At 46.1% G+C, this 14,110-nt stretch carries 10 protein-coding genes; 4 read left to right on the forward strand and 6 right to left on the reverse strand.

Features of this window, described 5'->3' with window-relative positions; all coding sequences use genetic code 11:
- Positions 1 to 60: 60 nt before the first annotated feature.
- Together fghA and VME0621_RS22300 are read right to left on the reverse strand one after the other, a co-directional pair.
- A complete protein-coding gene (gene fghA / locus VME0621_RS22295; protein WP_062460803.1) occupies positions 61 to 906 on the reverse strand; it encodes an S-formylglutathione hydrolase in 846 nt (281 codons plus the stop codon).
- A gap of 53 nt (positions 907 to 959) precedes the next feature.
- Positions 960 to 2,084 (reverse strand): S-(hydroxymethyl)glutathione dehydrogenase/class III alcohol dehydrogenase, encoded by a 1,125-nt coding sequence (locus tag VME0621_RS22300; protein WP_006072498.1) that lies wholly within the window; start codon positions 2,082 to 2,084, stop codon positions 960 to 962.
- A 172-nt stretch (positions 2,085 to 2,256) separates the two neighbouring features.
- Here VME0621_RS22300 and VME0621_RS22305 point away from each other — a divergent pair, with 172 nt between their 5' ends.
- Positions 2,257 to 3,141: a LysR family transcriptional regulator gene (locus tag VME0621_RS22305; protein WP_062460732.1), complete on the forward strand. Its 885-nt coding sequence runs from the start codon at positions 2,257 to 2,259 to the stop codon at positions 3,139 to 3,141.
- Entirely contained in the window at positions 3,134 to 3,670 is a 537-nt protein-coding gene (tadA, locus tag VME0621_RS22310; RefSeq protein WP_038227919.1) for a tRNA adenosine(34) deaminase TadA, read from the forward strand. Before VME0621_RS22305 ends, tadA begins: the two co-directional genes overlap by 8 nt.
- Positions 3,671 to 4,165: 495 nt before the next feature.
- Here the strand turns inward: tadA and mltF are convergent, their stop codons facing one another.
- Positions 4,166 to 5,740, reverse strand: a complete 1,575-nt coding sequence (gene mltF / locus VME0621_RS22315; RefSeq protein WP_062460735.1) for a membrane-bound lytic murein transglycosylase MltF — start codon at positions 5,738 to 5,740, stop codon at positions 4,166 to 4,168.
- 296 nt (positions 5,741 to 6,036) lie between these two features.
- Here mltF and purL point away from each other — a divergent pair, with 296 nt between their 5' ends.
- Positions 6,037 to 9,936, forward strand: a complete 3,900-nt coding sequence (gene purL / locus VME0621_RS22320) for a phosphoribosylformylglycinamidine synthase (RefSeq protein ID WP_062460738.1) — start codon at positions 6,037 to 6,039, stop codon at positions 9,934 to 9,936.
- 194 nt (positions 9,937 to 10,130) lie between these two features.
- Positions 10,131 to 10,385 (forward strand): DUF3622 domain-containing protein, encoded by a 255-nt coding sequence (locus VME0621_RS22325; protein ID WP_038227917.1) that lies wholly within the window; start codon positions 10,131 to 10,133, stop codon positions 10,383 to 10,385.
- A gap of 48 nt (positions 10,386 to 10,433) precedes the next feature.
- Here the strand turns inward: VME0621_RS22325 and VME0621_RS22330 are convergent, their stop codons facing one another.
- The 3 genes from VME0621_RS22330 to tsaA form a co-directional block, all read right to left on the reverse strand.
- The gene (locus tag VME0621_RS22330) at positions 10,434 to 11,120 is read right to left on the reverse strand and encodes a tellurite resistance TerB family protein (protein WP_062460741.1); all 687 of its coding nucleotides are present in this window, start codon (positions 11,118 to 11,120) and stop codon (positions 10,434 to 10,436) included.
- 147 nt (positions 11,121 to 11,267) lie between these two features.
- Positions 11,268 to 12,983 (reverse strand): proline--tRNA ligase, encoded by a 1,716-nt coding sequence (locus tag VME0621_RS22335; RefSeq protein WP_062460744.1) that lies wholly within the window; start codon positions 12,981 to 12,983, stop codon positions 11,268 to 11,270.
- A gap of 90 nt (positions 12,984 to 13,073) precedes the next feature.
- Positions 13,074 to 13,772, reverse strand: coding sequence for a tRNA (N6-threonylcarbamoyladenosine(37)-N6)-methyltransferase TrmO (gene tsaA, locus VME0621_RS22340; RefSeq protein WP_038227913.1), 699 nt, complete (start codon positions 13,770 to 13,772; stop codon positions 13,074 to 13,076).
- Positions 13,773 to 14,110 lie beyond the last annotated feature (338 nt).

The following is a 14,110-nucleotide window of genomic DNA, read 5'->3' on the forward strand; positions in this document are numbered from 1 at the left end:
AGAACAAAGCCCGCCCTTTCTATAAAGGGCGGGCTTTTTAGTTTAAGTAATAGCTGAAGCTTAGTCTTTCAAGAATCCAGCATGAAAGCGTAAGTGATCTTCAATAAAGCTCTGAATGAAGAAATAGCTGTGGTCATAACCAGGCTGCATACGTAGCTTTATATCACTGCCAGAAATTTCTGCCGCAGCTAATAACAGCTCTGGCTTTAGCTGCTCTTGTAGGAATCCGTCATCTTCCCCTTGGTCTACTAAAATTGGCAGCGTTGCCATCTTAGCTTTAAGCAGCTCAGCACTGTCATACTGTTTCCAGTCATTCGTATTGTTACCAAGGTACTGACTCAGTGCTTTTTGGCCCCAAGGGCAGTTCATTGGATTACTGATTGGGCTAAATGCCGAAATAGAGCGATATCTATCACTGTTCTTTAATCCAATCGTTAGCGCACCATGTCCGCCCATGCTGTGTCCAGAAATGGATCGAACCTGCGTGACAGGGAAGTGCTGTTCGATAAGCGATGGCAACTCATCGACGACATAGTTGTACATTTGATAGTGTTGATTCCAAGGTGCTTGTGTCGCATTTACATAGAACCCAGCGCCTAGACCGAAGTCGTATGCACCCTCGGCATCATCAGGTACATCTTCACCGCGAGGGCTAGTATCAGGTGCGACGATGGCAATACCGAGTTTTGCCGCCATGCGGAAAGCGCCTGCTTTTTGCATGAAGTTTTCGTCGGTGCAGGTTAAACCTGAAAGCCAGTAGAGGACGGGGACTGGATTATCAGCGCTCGCTTCTGGTGGTAAATAGATGGCAAATCTCATCTGGCAGCTCAATGCCGAAGATTGGTGATGGTACTGTTTGTGCCACCCACCAAATACTTTGGCTTGGCTTACATTTTCTATGGTCATTCTATCAATCCAATTTAAAAGCAAGGGCTCTAGTACACTAGAGCCCTGAATCATTAATAGTGAATAACGGTACGAATACTTTCGCCTTTATGCATTAATTCGAATGCTTCGTTAATGTCTTCCAGTGGCATGGTATGAGTGATGAACTCTTGTAAGCCGAACTCACCTGCCATATAACGGTTAACGATTTCTGGTAGTTCACTACGGCCTTTAACACCACCGAAAGCACTACCACGCCATACGCGACCAGTCACGAGTTGGAATGGACGAGTTGAGATCTCTTGACCTGCACCCGCTACACCGATGATAACGGACTCACCCCAACCTTTGTGGCAGCACTCAAGTGCTTGACGCATCACGTTTACGTTACCGATACATTCGAAAGAGTAATCAACACCACCATCCGTCATCTCAATAATCACTTCTTGAATTGGCTTATCGAATTTTTGTGGATTGATCACGTCAGTCGCGCCAAGTTGCTGAGCAAGCTCGAACTTGCTTTCATTGATGTCAACACCAATGATTTTGCTAGCGCCAGCCATACGAGCACCAATGATAGCTGATAGCCCGATACCCCCAAGACCGAAGATAGCAACAGTGTCGCCTTTCTCCACTTTCGCTGTGTTCAGTACCGCACCCATACCGGTAGTAACACCACAACCAAGTAAACATACTTCCTCTAGAGGCGCTTCTTTGTTTACTTTAGCCAGAGAAATTTCTGGTAGTACGGTGTATTCAGAGAAAGTTGAACAACCCATGTAGTGGTAAATCGGTTGACCGTCTTTGTAGAAACGAGTCGTACCATCTGGCATCAGACCTTTACCTTGAGTCTCACGAACTGCTTGGCAAAGGTTAGTTTTACCTGATTTACAGAACTTACATTCGCCACATTCTGCTGTGTAAAGTGGAATAACATGGTCGCCAACTTCAACACTTGTTACACCTTCACCAACCATTTCTACAATGCCGCCACCTTCGTGGCCAAGAATGCTTGGGAAAATACCTTCTGGATCATCGCCAGATAGAGTGAATGCATCGGTGTGACATACGCCAGTAGCAACGATTTTTACGAGTACTTCACCAGCTTTTGGAAGCATTACATCCACTTCTTCCATTTTAAGTGGTTGGTTAGGGCCCCAAGCAACAGCAGCACGTGATTTGATAAATTGTTCAGTCATGGTTATTCCTTATTATTACAAGGTCACAAAATTAACTAACGGCTAACTTGAGTAAGACTAGTTCACTTCACGCCGTTTGCATCAGATGGGGCTAGTATATTTATTTCTTAAATAATGATAATTAGCATAAATTGAAATACACTATTACATGAAAGTAATAGTGAGGGTTGAAATGGCAAATTGGGAAGGGATCAATGAGTTTGTAGCAGTGGTAGAAACGCAGAGCTTTACTGGTGCAGCAGACAGGTTGGCAACATCAGTAGCCAATATTAGTCGCAGAGTGAATGCGTTGGAGGAAAAGCTCGGCGTAAAGCTATTTGTTAGAACTACTCGCAAGGTTTCAGTAACGGAAGTGGGGGCGACTTACTATCAACACTGTAAACCTCTTGTTGATGGACTAGCGTTGGCAGAATTAGCGATTACTCAGTTGCAATCGACGCCTAAGGGTAAAATAAAGATGACGGCGCCAGTCACCTTTGGTGAACAAGTTCTTGCGCCGTTGATGCACGAGTTTCTGTTGATGCACCCACAAATTGAATTGGACTTGATTCTTTCTAACCAGAAAATGAACTTGGTAGAAGAAGGGTTTGACCTAGCCGTTCGTCTTGGTCGACTAGAAGACTCTTCTATGATGGCCAGAAAACTACTCGACCGACATATGTTTGTGTGTGCAAGTCCAACCTACCTTGAAAACCATGGTGAGCCTCATACACTGTCTGAATTGAAAAGGCATAGCTGTTTACGAGGTTCAACAAAGTACTGGCGTTTCGATGAAAAAGGGTCTGAGCGTCTTATTCACGTTGAAGGTCGAGTTCAATGCAACAGTGGTTATGCGCTCGTTGATGCGGCTTTAAAAGGATTAGGCATAGTGCAACTTCCTGATTACTATGTGCAGCCGTATTTGGAAGCTGGGGAGCTGGTGGAAGTGCTGACTCCATATCGAGGTGATCGTGAGGGTATTTGGGCATTGTATCCACAGAACCGAATGCTCACTTCGAAAGTTCGAACGTTAATTGATTACTTATCAGAAGCATTAAGCCGAGAAAAACATGACTGATGAACAAATGACCTTTGAGTTTAATGATGAAGACCGTCATTTTATGCAACGCGCGATGGAGTTGGCGAATCATGCTGAATCTGAAGGTGAAGTGCCTGTTGGAGCGGTATTAGTCAGAGGTGGGGAGATTATCGCTGAAGGATGGAATCAATCTATCGGTAATCACGACGCGACGGCGCATGCTGAGATGCAAGTGATTCGTAAAGCAGGCCAGAGCCTAGAAAACTATCGACTGCTGGATACGACATTGTATGTAACGCTAGAGCCATGTCCAATGTGCGCTGGAGCTCTGCTGCATAGTCGTGTAAAGCGGATTGTATTCGGTGCACCTGATTTAAAAGCTGGCGCAGCAGGGACGGTATTAAACTTGTTTGAGAGCCAAGCATCGTATCACTACGCCGATGTTGAATCTGGGTTATTAGAAGCGGAATGTCGTCATCAATTGCAGGCATTTTTCAAACGCAGACGCAAAGAAATAAAACAAAAGAAGCAAGAGAAGCGTGATGAACAGATGAAGGGTGAAGAGTAATTTTTAGCAAACATCTGCTGGGCAGATGTTTGCTGTCTGTGCTTTATGGAGTGAGTAACTGCATAAAAGCTCGGTGACGCCAAATAACTTTCTTTTTATTATTGGCCATTTTTCTTTTGCGGCGGTTTGCTGCCACCGTCTTATTAAGGTGTTTAGATTGCATTCTTTTCCTTGCAAGCATAAAACTACCTCCTATCACGAAAGATAAACCTCTCCGATCTGTATCTAGACACAATCATTGCGTAATAGATTTCCTTATCAATGGATCGATGCCGGAGTACGAAACACAATCCACCGCCCAACCTTGTCGTAGGGTGATTTCGATTATGCTGAGTATTTGCAGAGGGCACGACAGTACCTTGCGATAGAAGAGATTATCTCGCCAAGCGAAGCGTTGGCGAATGATCAATCTCAAAGTTTAATGTAAGGGCTTGAGAATAAGATTTCAAGTATGCGATATACGATCACATTCGCATACTTGAAGATTCCTGATAGTTAACGTCCTGAGTGTCCAGTTTTCTGTGCTGACGTAGAGTCTGAGGCTGAGCTAACTGCCCCTTGCTCTGACGCGACAGCGCCGGATACTGGAGGCAGGGCTGGGATGACGATTAAGTCTTCAGTACTGATTTCTTTATCAGCCTCAACGGCTATCTGTTTGTCAATATGACCAATAATGCTTTGATAGTAGCGGCGAATATTCTCGACATAATTTCTTGCCTCATCACCGCGAGCATAGCCGTAACGTGTCTGGCTGTAATATTTCTTTTGACGTAATAACGGTAAACGATCTTTCACATCCGCCCAAGCATCAGGATCACCACCTTGTCGTTTTGTCAGGCGTCTTGCGTCCATCATATGACCGAAGCCGACGTTATAAGAGGCGAGGGCAAACCAGATTTTCTCATGTTCCGCGATAGAATCTGGAACACGATCAACAATTCGTCTTAAGTATTCCACACCGCCACGAACAGACTGTTCTGGATCCAAGCGGTTGGTCACACCAACACTTTTCGCCGTCGGTAATGTAAGCATCATCATACCACGAACACCTGTTGGCGATTTAGCCACAGGATTCCAGTGAGACTCTTGATAGGCAAGAGCCGCGATTAAGCGCCAATCAAATTCGTTCGAATATTTCTTGAAGAGAGGCGACCACTTAGGCAATTTGCCATCTAAAGCACGGATAAACGCGCGAGTATCGACATAGTCGAAGACACCAATGTGTCCGATATATTTCTCTTCTAAATTCGCCAGTTCACCTGTCTGTTTCAAGCGGCCAAAGAATTCGATCAATAACGCGTACAAACTCTCGTCTTCTGACTTTCGCATATACCAAGAGATCGGTTGATCTTCGGTCATTTCAAACGCCAATGCGAGATCAGGATAAATCCGTTGAGAAAGTGACAGTTCCACAGAGTCTGCCATGGTGAACTTAAGTTGGCCTTCAGAAACCTGCTTTAATAGGTCATTGACGTCAGCATTAGCATCAATGTAGTAGCGGAAGTCAGGGTTTTGGTTAGCGACATTCGCCAGCGTTTGCTCAAAGTGAGAGTCTTTTACTATCGCAAAGACCTCTTCACCATCGGCTTTATCGATTAACTCTTGCTGGTTGTTTAATAATTGCTCTAAGTTTCTTGGTCGCCATTGACCTTTCTTATAAACCACCTGTTGGCTCACGTAGTAGTAGGCAGGGCCTGCACGGAAGTGGTTGATGCGCTCTGGAGATTGGCTTAGTCCAGCGGCGATAATATCGATTTCACCTTTTTGCAAAGCTGGAAATAGACTTGCTTGGCGGTAAGCGGGTTTCATTTCCAACCGCACACCCAGTTCGTCGGCAAACTGTCTTGCAAGCTCGTAGTCCAAGCCAGTTGGACCATCAGGGCCAATGTAATAAGAGAGTTGATTATTGAGTGTACCGACACGAAGGACACCGCGCTCTTTAATGTTCTCTAGTTCGCTTTTGGGATCAGAGTCGATTTGGCAGCCTGCCATTCCAAGCGTTAACAGACAAACGGATAGTAATTTGAGCCAGCGTAAATTTAACCAATAAACAGCAGATGGATTTTGCATTAATTCATTTATCTCACAACGATAGTGCTGCCTTTATACCAAAGCTAGCGAGCTTGGCAAAGCAAGAAGGCATAAACACCCGAGAGTGGTCACTCTATCACCATGACGATATCGTTTGCTGCAAATCGAAAAAAAATGACGAAAACGTTTGCGTTAGCGGTTACGTCACAAAAAAAAATCCTCTATAATAGCGCCGCATTAGAGCAGGATAAATTGTTATAAGTTCAGAAATGCAAGCTAACTATTTGAATTTATACTAATTTCACCTCAATCAACTGCATAAGAGACCTAAGCACATGAGAATTTTGCGTGGTTCCCCAGCTCTTTCTGAGTTTCGTGTTAACAAGCTACTAGAGCTTTGTCGTGAACTAAACCTACCAGTAACAGGTATTTACGCTGAGTTTGCCCACTTTGCCGACCTAACGGCAGACCTGGATGAGTCTGAAGTTGAAAAATTAGAGAAGTTGCTGACTTACGGTCCAACTATCGAAGAGCACGAGCCAACAGGCACACTGCTTCTAGTGACACCTCGCCCTGGCACAATCTCGCCATGGTCTTCTAAATCTACGGATATCGCCAATAACTGTGGCCTAGACAAAGTGACTCGCCTAGAGCGCGGTACGGCATACTATGTAGAGACATCAAGCGAATTGACTGAGCTTCAACTTGTTGAGCTTAAAGCGGTGATCCACGACCGTATGATGGAAGTGGTTTTCTCTGACTTCGAATCAGCGGCAGCACTGTTCCAAGTAGCAGAGCCAGCACCGGTAGCTGATGTTGATCTACTAACAGGTGGCCGCAAAGCACTAGAAGAAGCGAACGTGACGCTAGGTCTTGCACTTGCAGAAGATGAAATTGATTACCTACTTGAAAGCTTTGTGACTAAGCTAGAGCGCAACCCAACAGACATCGAGCTGATGATGTTTGCGCAGGCGAACTCTGAGCACTGTCGTCACAAGATCTTCAATGCAGATTGGACTATCGACGGCGTGAAGCAAGACAAGTCGCTGTTCAAGATGATCAAAAACACATTTGAAACGACACCAGACCACGTTCTATCTGCTTACAAAGATAATGCAGCAGTAATGGAAGGCTCTGAAGTGGGTCGTTTCTTCCCAGATCCAAAAACACGTCAGTACGGTTACAACCACGAGAAAGCACACATCTTGATGAAGGTGGAAACACACAATCACCCAACAGCGATTTCTCCGTGGCCAGGTGCCTCTACAGGTAGCGGCGGTGAAATCCGTGACGAAGGCGCAACAGGTATTGGGGGTAAGCCAAAAGCAGGTCTTGTAGGCTTTACGACTTCTAACCTTCGCATTCCTGGCTTCGAACAGCCTTGGGAAACGGATTTTGGTAAGCCAGGTCGTATCGTTAACGCATTGGATATCATGCTAGAAGGTCCACTAGGTGGCGCGGCGTTTAACAACGAATTTGGTCGTCCAAACCTACTTGGTTACTTCCGTACTTACGAAGAAAAAGTTACATCACACGCAGGTGAAGAAGTACGTGGTTACCACAAGCCAATCATGATTGCCGGTGGCATGGGTAACATCCGTGACGAGCACGTTCAGAAGAAAGAGATCCCAGTAGGTGCAAGCCTAATCGTACTTGGTGGTCCAGCAATGAACATCGGTCTTGGTGGCGGCGCAGCGTCTTCTATGGCGTCTGGTCAGTCTGCTGAAGATCTAGACTTTGCTTCAGTACAGCGTGAAAACCCTGAGATGGAACGTCGCTGTCAAGAAGTGATCGACCGCTGCTGGCAGCTAGGTGAAGACAACCCAATTGCATTTATCCACGATGTGGGCGCGGGCGGTATCTCAAACGCACTTCCTGAGCTTGTTGACGATGGTGAGCGCGGCGGTATCTTCCAGCTACGTGACGTACCAAACGATGAGCCAGGCATGAGCCCACTTGAGATCTGGTGTAACGAATCTCAAGAGCGCTATGTAATGGCGGTAGCGCCAGAGAACATGGAAGCATTTGATGCTATCTGTAAGCGTGAGCGCGCACCATACGCAGTAGTGGGTGTGGCAACAGAAGAGCGTGAACTGAAACTTGAAGATTCACACTTCGACAACACGCCAATCGACATGCCGATGGACATCCTTCTAGGCAAAACGCCGAAGATGCACCGTGATGCGAAAACACTGAAAGTAGACAGCCCAGCTATTTCTCGCGAAGGCATTGAAATGAACGATGCGGTTGACCGCGTTCTTCGTCTACCAACGGTTGCTGAGAAAACATTCCTAATCACCATCGGTGACCGCACGGTTACAGGCCTTGTTGCTCGTGACCAGATGGTTGGTCCTTGGCAGGTACCGGTAGCAAACTGCGCAGTAACAGCAGCGAGCTACGATACTTACCACGGTGAAGCGATGTCTATGGGTGAGCGCACACCAGTTGCTCTTCTAGACTTTGGCGCGTCTGCTCGTCTAGCGGTAGGTGAGTCTCTAACTAACATCGCAGCGACAGACATTGGTGATATCAAGCGCATCAAGCTGTCAGCTAACTGGATGTCTCCAGCGGGTCACCCAGGTGAAGACGCAGGTCTTTACGAAGCGGTGAAAGCGGTAGGTGAAGAGCTATGTCCAGCTCTGGGTCTAACGATTCCAGTAGGTAAAGACTCAATGTCGATGAAGACCAAGTGGAACGAGAACGGTGAAGACAAAGAAGTAACGTCTCCACTTTCACTGGTTATCACTGCATTTGGTCGTGTAGAAGATGTTCGTAAGACGGTCACGCCGCAGCTTCGCACTGACAAAGGTCAGTCGTCACTGGTTCTTGTTGATCTAGGTAACGGTAAGAACCGTCTAGGTGCAACGGCATTGGCACAGGTTTATAAGCAGCTTGGTGATAAGCCAGCAGACGTAGACAACGCAGAGCAGCTAAAAGGCTTCTTCGATGCGATGCAAACCCTTGTTCGTGATGACAAGCTAGTAGCTTACCACGATAAAGGCGATGGCGGTCTATTTGTAACGCTTGCTGAGATGGCATTTGCGGGTCACTGTGGCTTGAAAGCAGACATCTCAGGTCTTGGCGAAGATACTCTTGCAGCACTATTTAACGAAGAGCTAGGTGCAGTTGTTCAGGTTAAGAATGACGACCTAGAAGCAGTGAAAGCAGTTCTAGCGGCGAACGGCCTAGAAGCATGTTCTCACATAATCGGCAGCGTTGAAGCGTCGGACGACTTCGTTATCACTTCTGGTGATGCGGTTGTTATCGAGCGCTCTCGTACAGAGCTGCGTACTATCTGGGCGGAAACTACGCACAAGATGCAGTCTCTACGTGACAACTCTGCGTGTGCAGACCAAGAGCACGAAGCGAAGAAAGACAATTCTGACCCAGGTCTAAACGTGAAACTGAGCTTCGACGTTAAAGAAGACGTTGCAGCGCCATACATCGCGACGGGCGCTAAGCCTAAGATGGCAATTCTTCGTGAGCAGGGTGTTAACTCTCACGTTGAAATGGCAGCAGCGTTTGACCGCGCTGGCTTTGAAGCAACAGACATCCACATGAGCGACATCCTAACGGGTCAAGCAGTTCTAGAAGAGTACCAAGGTCTTGTGGCTTGTGGTGGCTTCTCTTACGGTGATGTTCTAGGTGCGGGTGAAGGTTGGGCGAAGTCTATCCTGTTCAACGACCAGGCGCGTGACCAGTTCCAGAGCTTCTTCCACCGCGAAGACACCTTCTCACTAGGTGTGTGTAACGGCTGTCAGATGCTATCGAACCTAAAAGAGCTGATCCCAGGTGCAGACCTATGGCCACGCTTTGTTCGTAACGAATCTGAGCGCTTTGAAGCTCGCTTTAGCCTAGTAGAAGTGCAGAAGTCTGACTCTATCTTCTTCGATGGCATGGAAGGTTCACGTATGCCAATCGCAGTTTCTCACGGTGAAGGTCGCGTAGAAGTGCGCGATACTGACCACCTAAATGCGATTGAAGCATCAGGTACGGTAGCGGTGCGTTATGTTGATAACAATGGCAACCCAACGCAGCAGTATCCAAATAACCCGAACGGTTCACCAAACGCAATCACAGGTCTAACGACTCGTGACGGTCGTGTGACTATCATGATGCCGCACCCAGAGCGTGTATTCCGTACGGTTGCTAACTCTTGGGCGCCTGAATCTTGGGGTGAAGACAGTGCTTGGATGCGCATGTTCCGCAACGCTCGCGTGAACGTAGGTAAGTAATCGAACCGAGGCAACTACCTCAAACGTTACAGCTAAATAGTTAATGAAGTCCTCAGTGGAAACACTGGGGACTTTTTCTTATAAAAACTCTGAGCGTCAGCGCTCGATTTGTGTTCTAATACCGCGCTGGCTTAGGGATGGCTAGCATTACATTGCTGGAATATCCCTTAACAAAGTCTTTAGGAACTACATAAATGTCTGAAAATAAAAAATTTACTATCCGTCTAACGGAAAAGCGTAACGGTTGGTCTGCAGAGATCATTCGTCAAGTAACGTCTCGTCGCACTGTTGTTTCAAAGCGTGAGATGGGTTTTGAGAGTCAAGAGTTGGCTCAAGCTTGGGCGGATAAAGAGCTAGCTGGTTTCATTGAAAACCAAGCAAAGCGCAATGAGCGCAAAGCGGAAGCACGCGCTGCTAAAGCTGCTGCGGCTGTTGTAAGCGAAGAATAAGAATTTATGTACCTAAGGTCGGTTTTAGGCCTTAGGTACCTTGTTACTTTATTGAGTGATTTGCGTATTCAGTTGCGCCACTAACCCCTCTTCTAAACCTAACTGGTTCGCCAGTTCTTTCAAATACGCTTTTTCCATAAAGTTTTGTTCATCCGCGACCAATAGGCTCGCCAAATAGATTTCAGTACCATGCTCGGGAGAGACGGCTAGCTTAGCAATTTCGCTTGGATCGAGAGGTTTTGCCATTTCAGTTTGAACAAGTCGATGTACTGATGGGTCTGCATCTAATCCTGTCAGAGCTTGTTCAATCTTCGCCATTTCTTGCTCTTCAATATGACCATCTGCTTTAGCTGCGGCTATCATGGCTTTGAGTACTGACTCATCGTGCTGGTTAGTCTGAGTAAAATTGGCCGGTGTTGATGAATATGTAACTGTAGTAGCATCGGAGTTTCCTCCGTTATTATTGCTGTAGTCGTTGTAGAGTTTATAGGCTAGAGCTCCAAGCGCTGCTGCACCGCCAACACCTAGGGCTTTCTTACCCATTTTCTTTGTTTTCTTAGAGCCCATCAGCATGCCAAGAATACCACCGCCCACGGCTCCAGCTCCTAACGCCCCCAGAGTTTTTTTGTCACCAAGTGCGTTACTTAAACTGGATGAAGATTGGCTTGCTTTTTGAGTGGCCTGTTTTGCTATATCTGAGCTGAGAGCTTGATTAAGAAGTGCTTTCAAGTCCATCTTGTTCTCCTGATACTTACCGATATAAGTCATAGTAAAAGAGGGAAGATGAACAGAATATGAAGGTAATAAAAAAGGCCGCGTAAGCGGCCTTAAAGATAAAATTTAGCTCGTCTGGCGTAGAGGGCCAGTCGCGATAACGCAGTATTACGCTAGCTGCGAAGTAACGTGCGCTACGATTTGTTCCATGGCAACTGGAGTCTTATCACCAGTGCGACGGTTCTTATATTCGAAGTTACCTTCATCCATGCTACGGTCGCCAATAACGATCGTATGAGGAATACCGATAAGTTCGATGTCAGAGAACATTACGCCTGGACGTTCTTTTCGGTCATCGAACAGAACTTCGATACCAGCAGCAGTTAGTTCAGCGTATAGCTTTTCAGCTGCTTCTTTAACGCGCTCAGATTTGTGCATGTTCATAGGAACTAGAGCTACTTGGAATGGAGCAATCGCATCTGGCCAAATAATGCCGTATTTGTCGTTGTTTTGCTCAATTGCAGAAGCAACTACACGAGAAACACCGATACCGTAGCAACCCATCTCTAGAATAGTATTCTTACCATCTGGACCAAGTACACCACAGTTCATTTTCTCTGAGTAGTTTTTGCCAAGCTGGAAGATGTGACCAACTTCGATACCACGCTTAAGCTGGATAGTACCTTGACCACATGGGCTAGGGTCACCTTCAACAACATTACGTAGATCTTCAACTTTGCCTAACTCTACATCGCGGCCCCAGTTGATGCCAAAGTAGTGTTTGTCATCAATGTTTGCGCCCGCACCGAAGTCACTGATTACTGCAACAGAGCGGTCTACGATAAATGGCAGTTCAAGGCCAACTGGACCAAGAGAACCAGGACCAGCGCCGATAGCAGCGCGAATCTCTTCTTCAGTCGCCATTTCTAGCGGTGAAGCGATTTCAGCCAGTTTCTCTGCTTTGATCTCGTTAAGCTCGTGGTCGCCACGAATGATCAATCCAACAAGTGGAGCATCGATCTCTTCAGAGGCTTTTACAAACAGTGTTTTGACGGTCTTTTCGATTGGTAGATCGAACTGTTCTACAAGTTCTGCAATAGTTTTGGCATTTGGTGTATCAACCAATGTCATCTCTTGAGTCGGTGCTGCTAGATCCATTGCTGGCGCTACTGCTTCCGCTTTTTCGATGTTAGCTGCGTAGTCAGATTCAGAAGAGAAGGCGATGAGATCTTCACCGCTCTCTGCCAATACATGGAATTCATGTGAACCGTTACCACCGATAGCGCCAGTGTCTGCTAGTACTGGACGGTAATCTAGACCCATGCGATCGAAGGCTTTGCAGTACGCCTCGTGCATCGCTTGGTAAGATTTTTCTAGACCTTCTTTATCGATATCGAAGCTGTATGCATCCATCATCGAGAATTCACGTGCACGCATAACACCGAAACGAGGGCGACGCTCATCACGGAATTTAGTTTGAATCTGATATAGGTTCAGCGGAAGTTGCTTATAAGAGCTTACTTCGTTGCGAACAAGGCTAGTGATAACTTCTTCAGCCGTTGGGCTAAGAACAAACGGACGCGTGTGGCGATCAGTGAAGCGAAGTAGTTCCGCACCCATCTTTTCAGATCGGCCTGTTTCTTCCCATAGTTCAAACGGCTGCACTACGGGCATCAAAGTCTCAACTGCACCTGCATTATCGATCTCTTGGCGAACGATGTTTTCGACTTTACGCAGAACACGTAGACCCGTAGGTAGCCAAGTGTATAAACCTGAAGCTAGTTTACGAATCATACCTGCACGCAGCATTAGCTGGTGACTTACAACTTCTGCGTCGTTTGGTGTCTCCTTCAGAGTAGAAAGAAGATAGTTACTGGTACGCATTTATGGGTATCCGTTCATTATGTTAATAGAGAATCTGGGCAGAAGACCCAAATCGAGTTAAGCCGCTTATGATATCAGCCAATTCGCTTTCTACAAAGAGTCAATGGAAGTTACCAATGCTAGTTGCGCGATTATTTTGAATTTTACGTTCCAATCGAAGAGTCTGACTCCGTATTCCTTATCATCAACCTTACTTTTTTTGTAAGCAGGTCGGGGATCTTGAGCGAGTACCTCTTTGATGACTTGCGTTTTATAGGCAACCTCCTTGTCCTTAGCAAGTACCTCTAATGCGATGTCTGAAAACGCGACTTCAATCGATTCAGGTTCAGATTCCGCATAGCCACCGATGGCATCAGGGATTGAGTCTGAATAAGGGATATAAGGTTTGATATCGACGATTGGGGTGCCATCTACAAGATCAACACTGCCCACATCAATAAAGACTAGGGAACCTTGCTGACGAATACCTTTCAGTTCAACTGAAGACATTCCGATACCATTGGGACGAAATGTCGCGCGGCTGGCTAATACTCCGACTCGTTCATTGCCTCCTAATCGAGGTGGTCTCACTGTAGGTTTCCAGCCTGCGGCAAGGTTTTGGTCAAAGAGAAACAGCAACCAAAGGTGAGAAAATTGTTCAAGGCCGCGAACGGCTTCCAGACAATTGATGTCACCCTGTAATGCAATTGTTGCGGTGGCGCTCGAGACTAACCGAGGTTGTCTCGGTACAGCAAACTTCTCTTTGTAAGGAGAATGAATGATGCCAATTGGCTCCAATGAGTAAGTCACGAATTGAGTCCTAGTTCACATAAATCACAATCCATCATTTCAGAAGCTGAGTGTGTTTTCAATGATGATTTAGTTGAGCTTTTTTTAGCCCTAATCGGTTGTCGATATTACTAAAAGGTAAATATGTCACGAGATTGTTATTTTTTGTTTTATATTTTTGTCATTATAAGTTGTTGTGTTTTTGCTAAATAACTGGATGTAAATTGCGCAACATTTACAATTAGCAACATTTTCGGCTTTTAATGTTGAGCTCCCTCACGTACCCTGCGGCTGCTTTTTTACAAAGTTGTCAGGAATCGACCATGGCTTTGTAAAGAATGCTAGGACAAATAAAAAAG

Origin of the sequence: Vibrio mediterranei (genome assembly GCF_900088415.1) — a bacterium.
Taxonomy (GTDB): Bacteria; Pseudomonadota; Gammaproteobacteria; order Enterobacterales; family Vibrionaceae; genus Vibrio; species Vibrio mediterranei.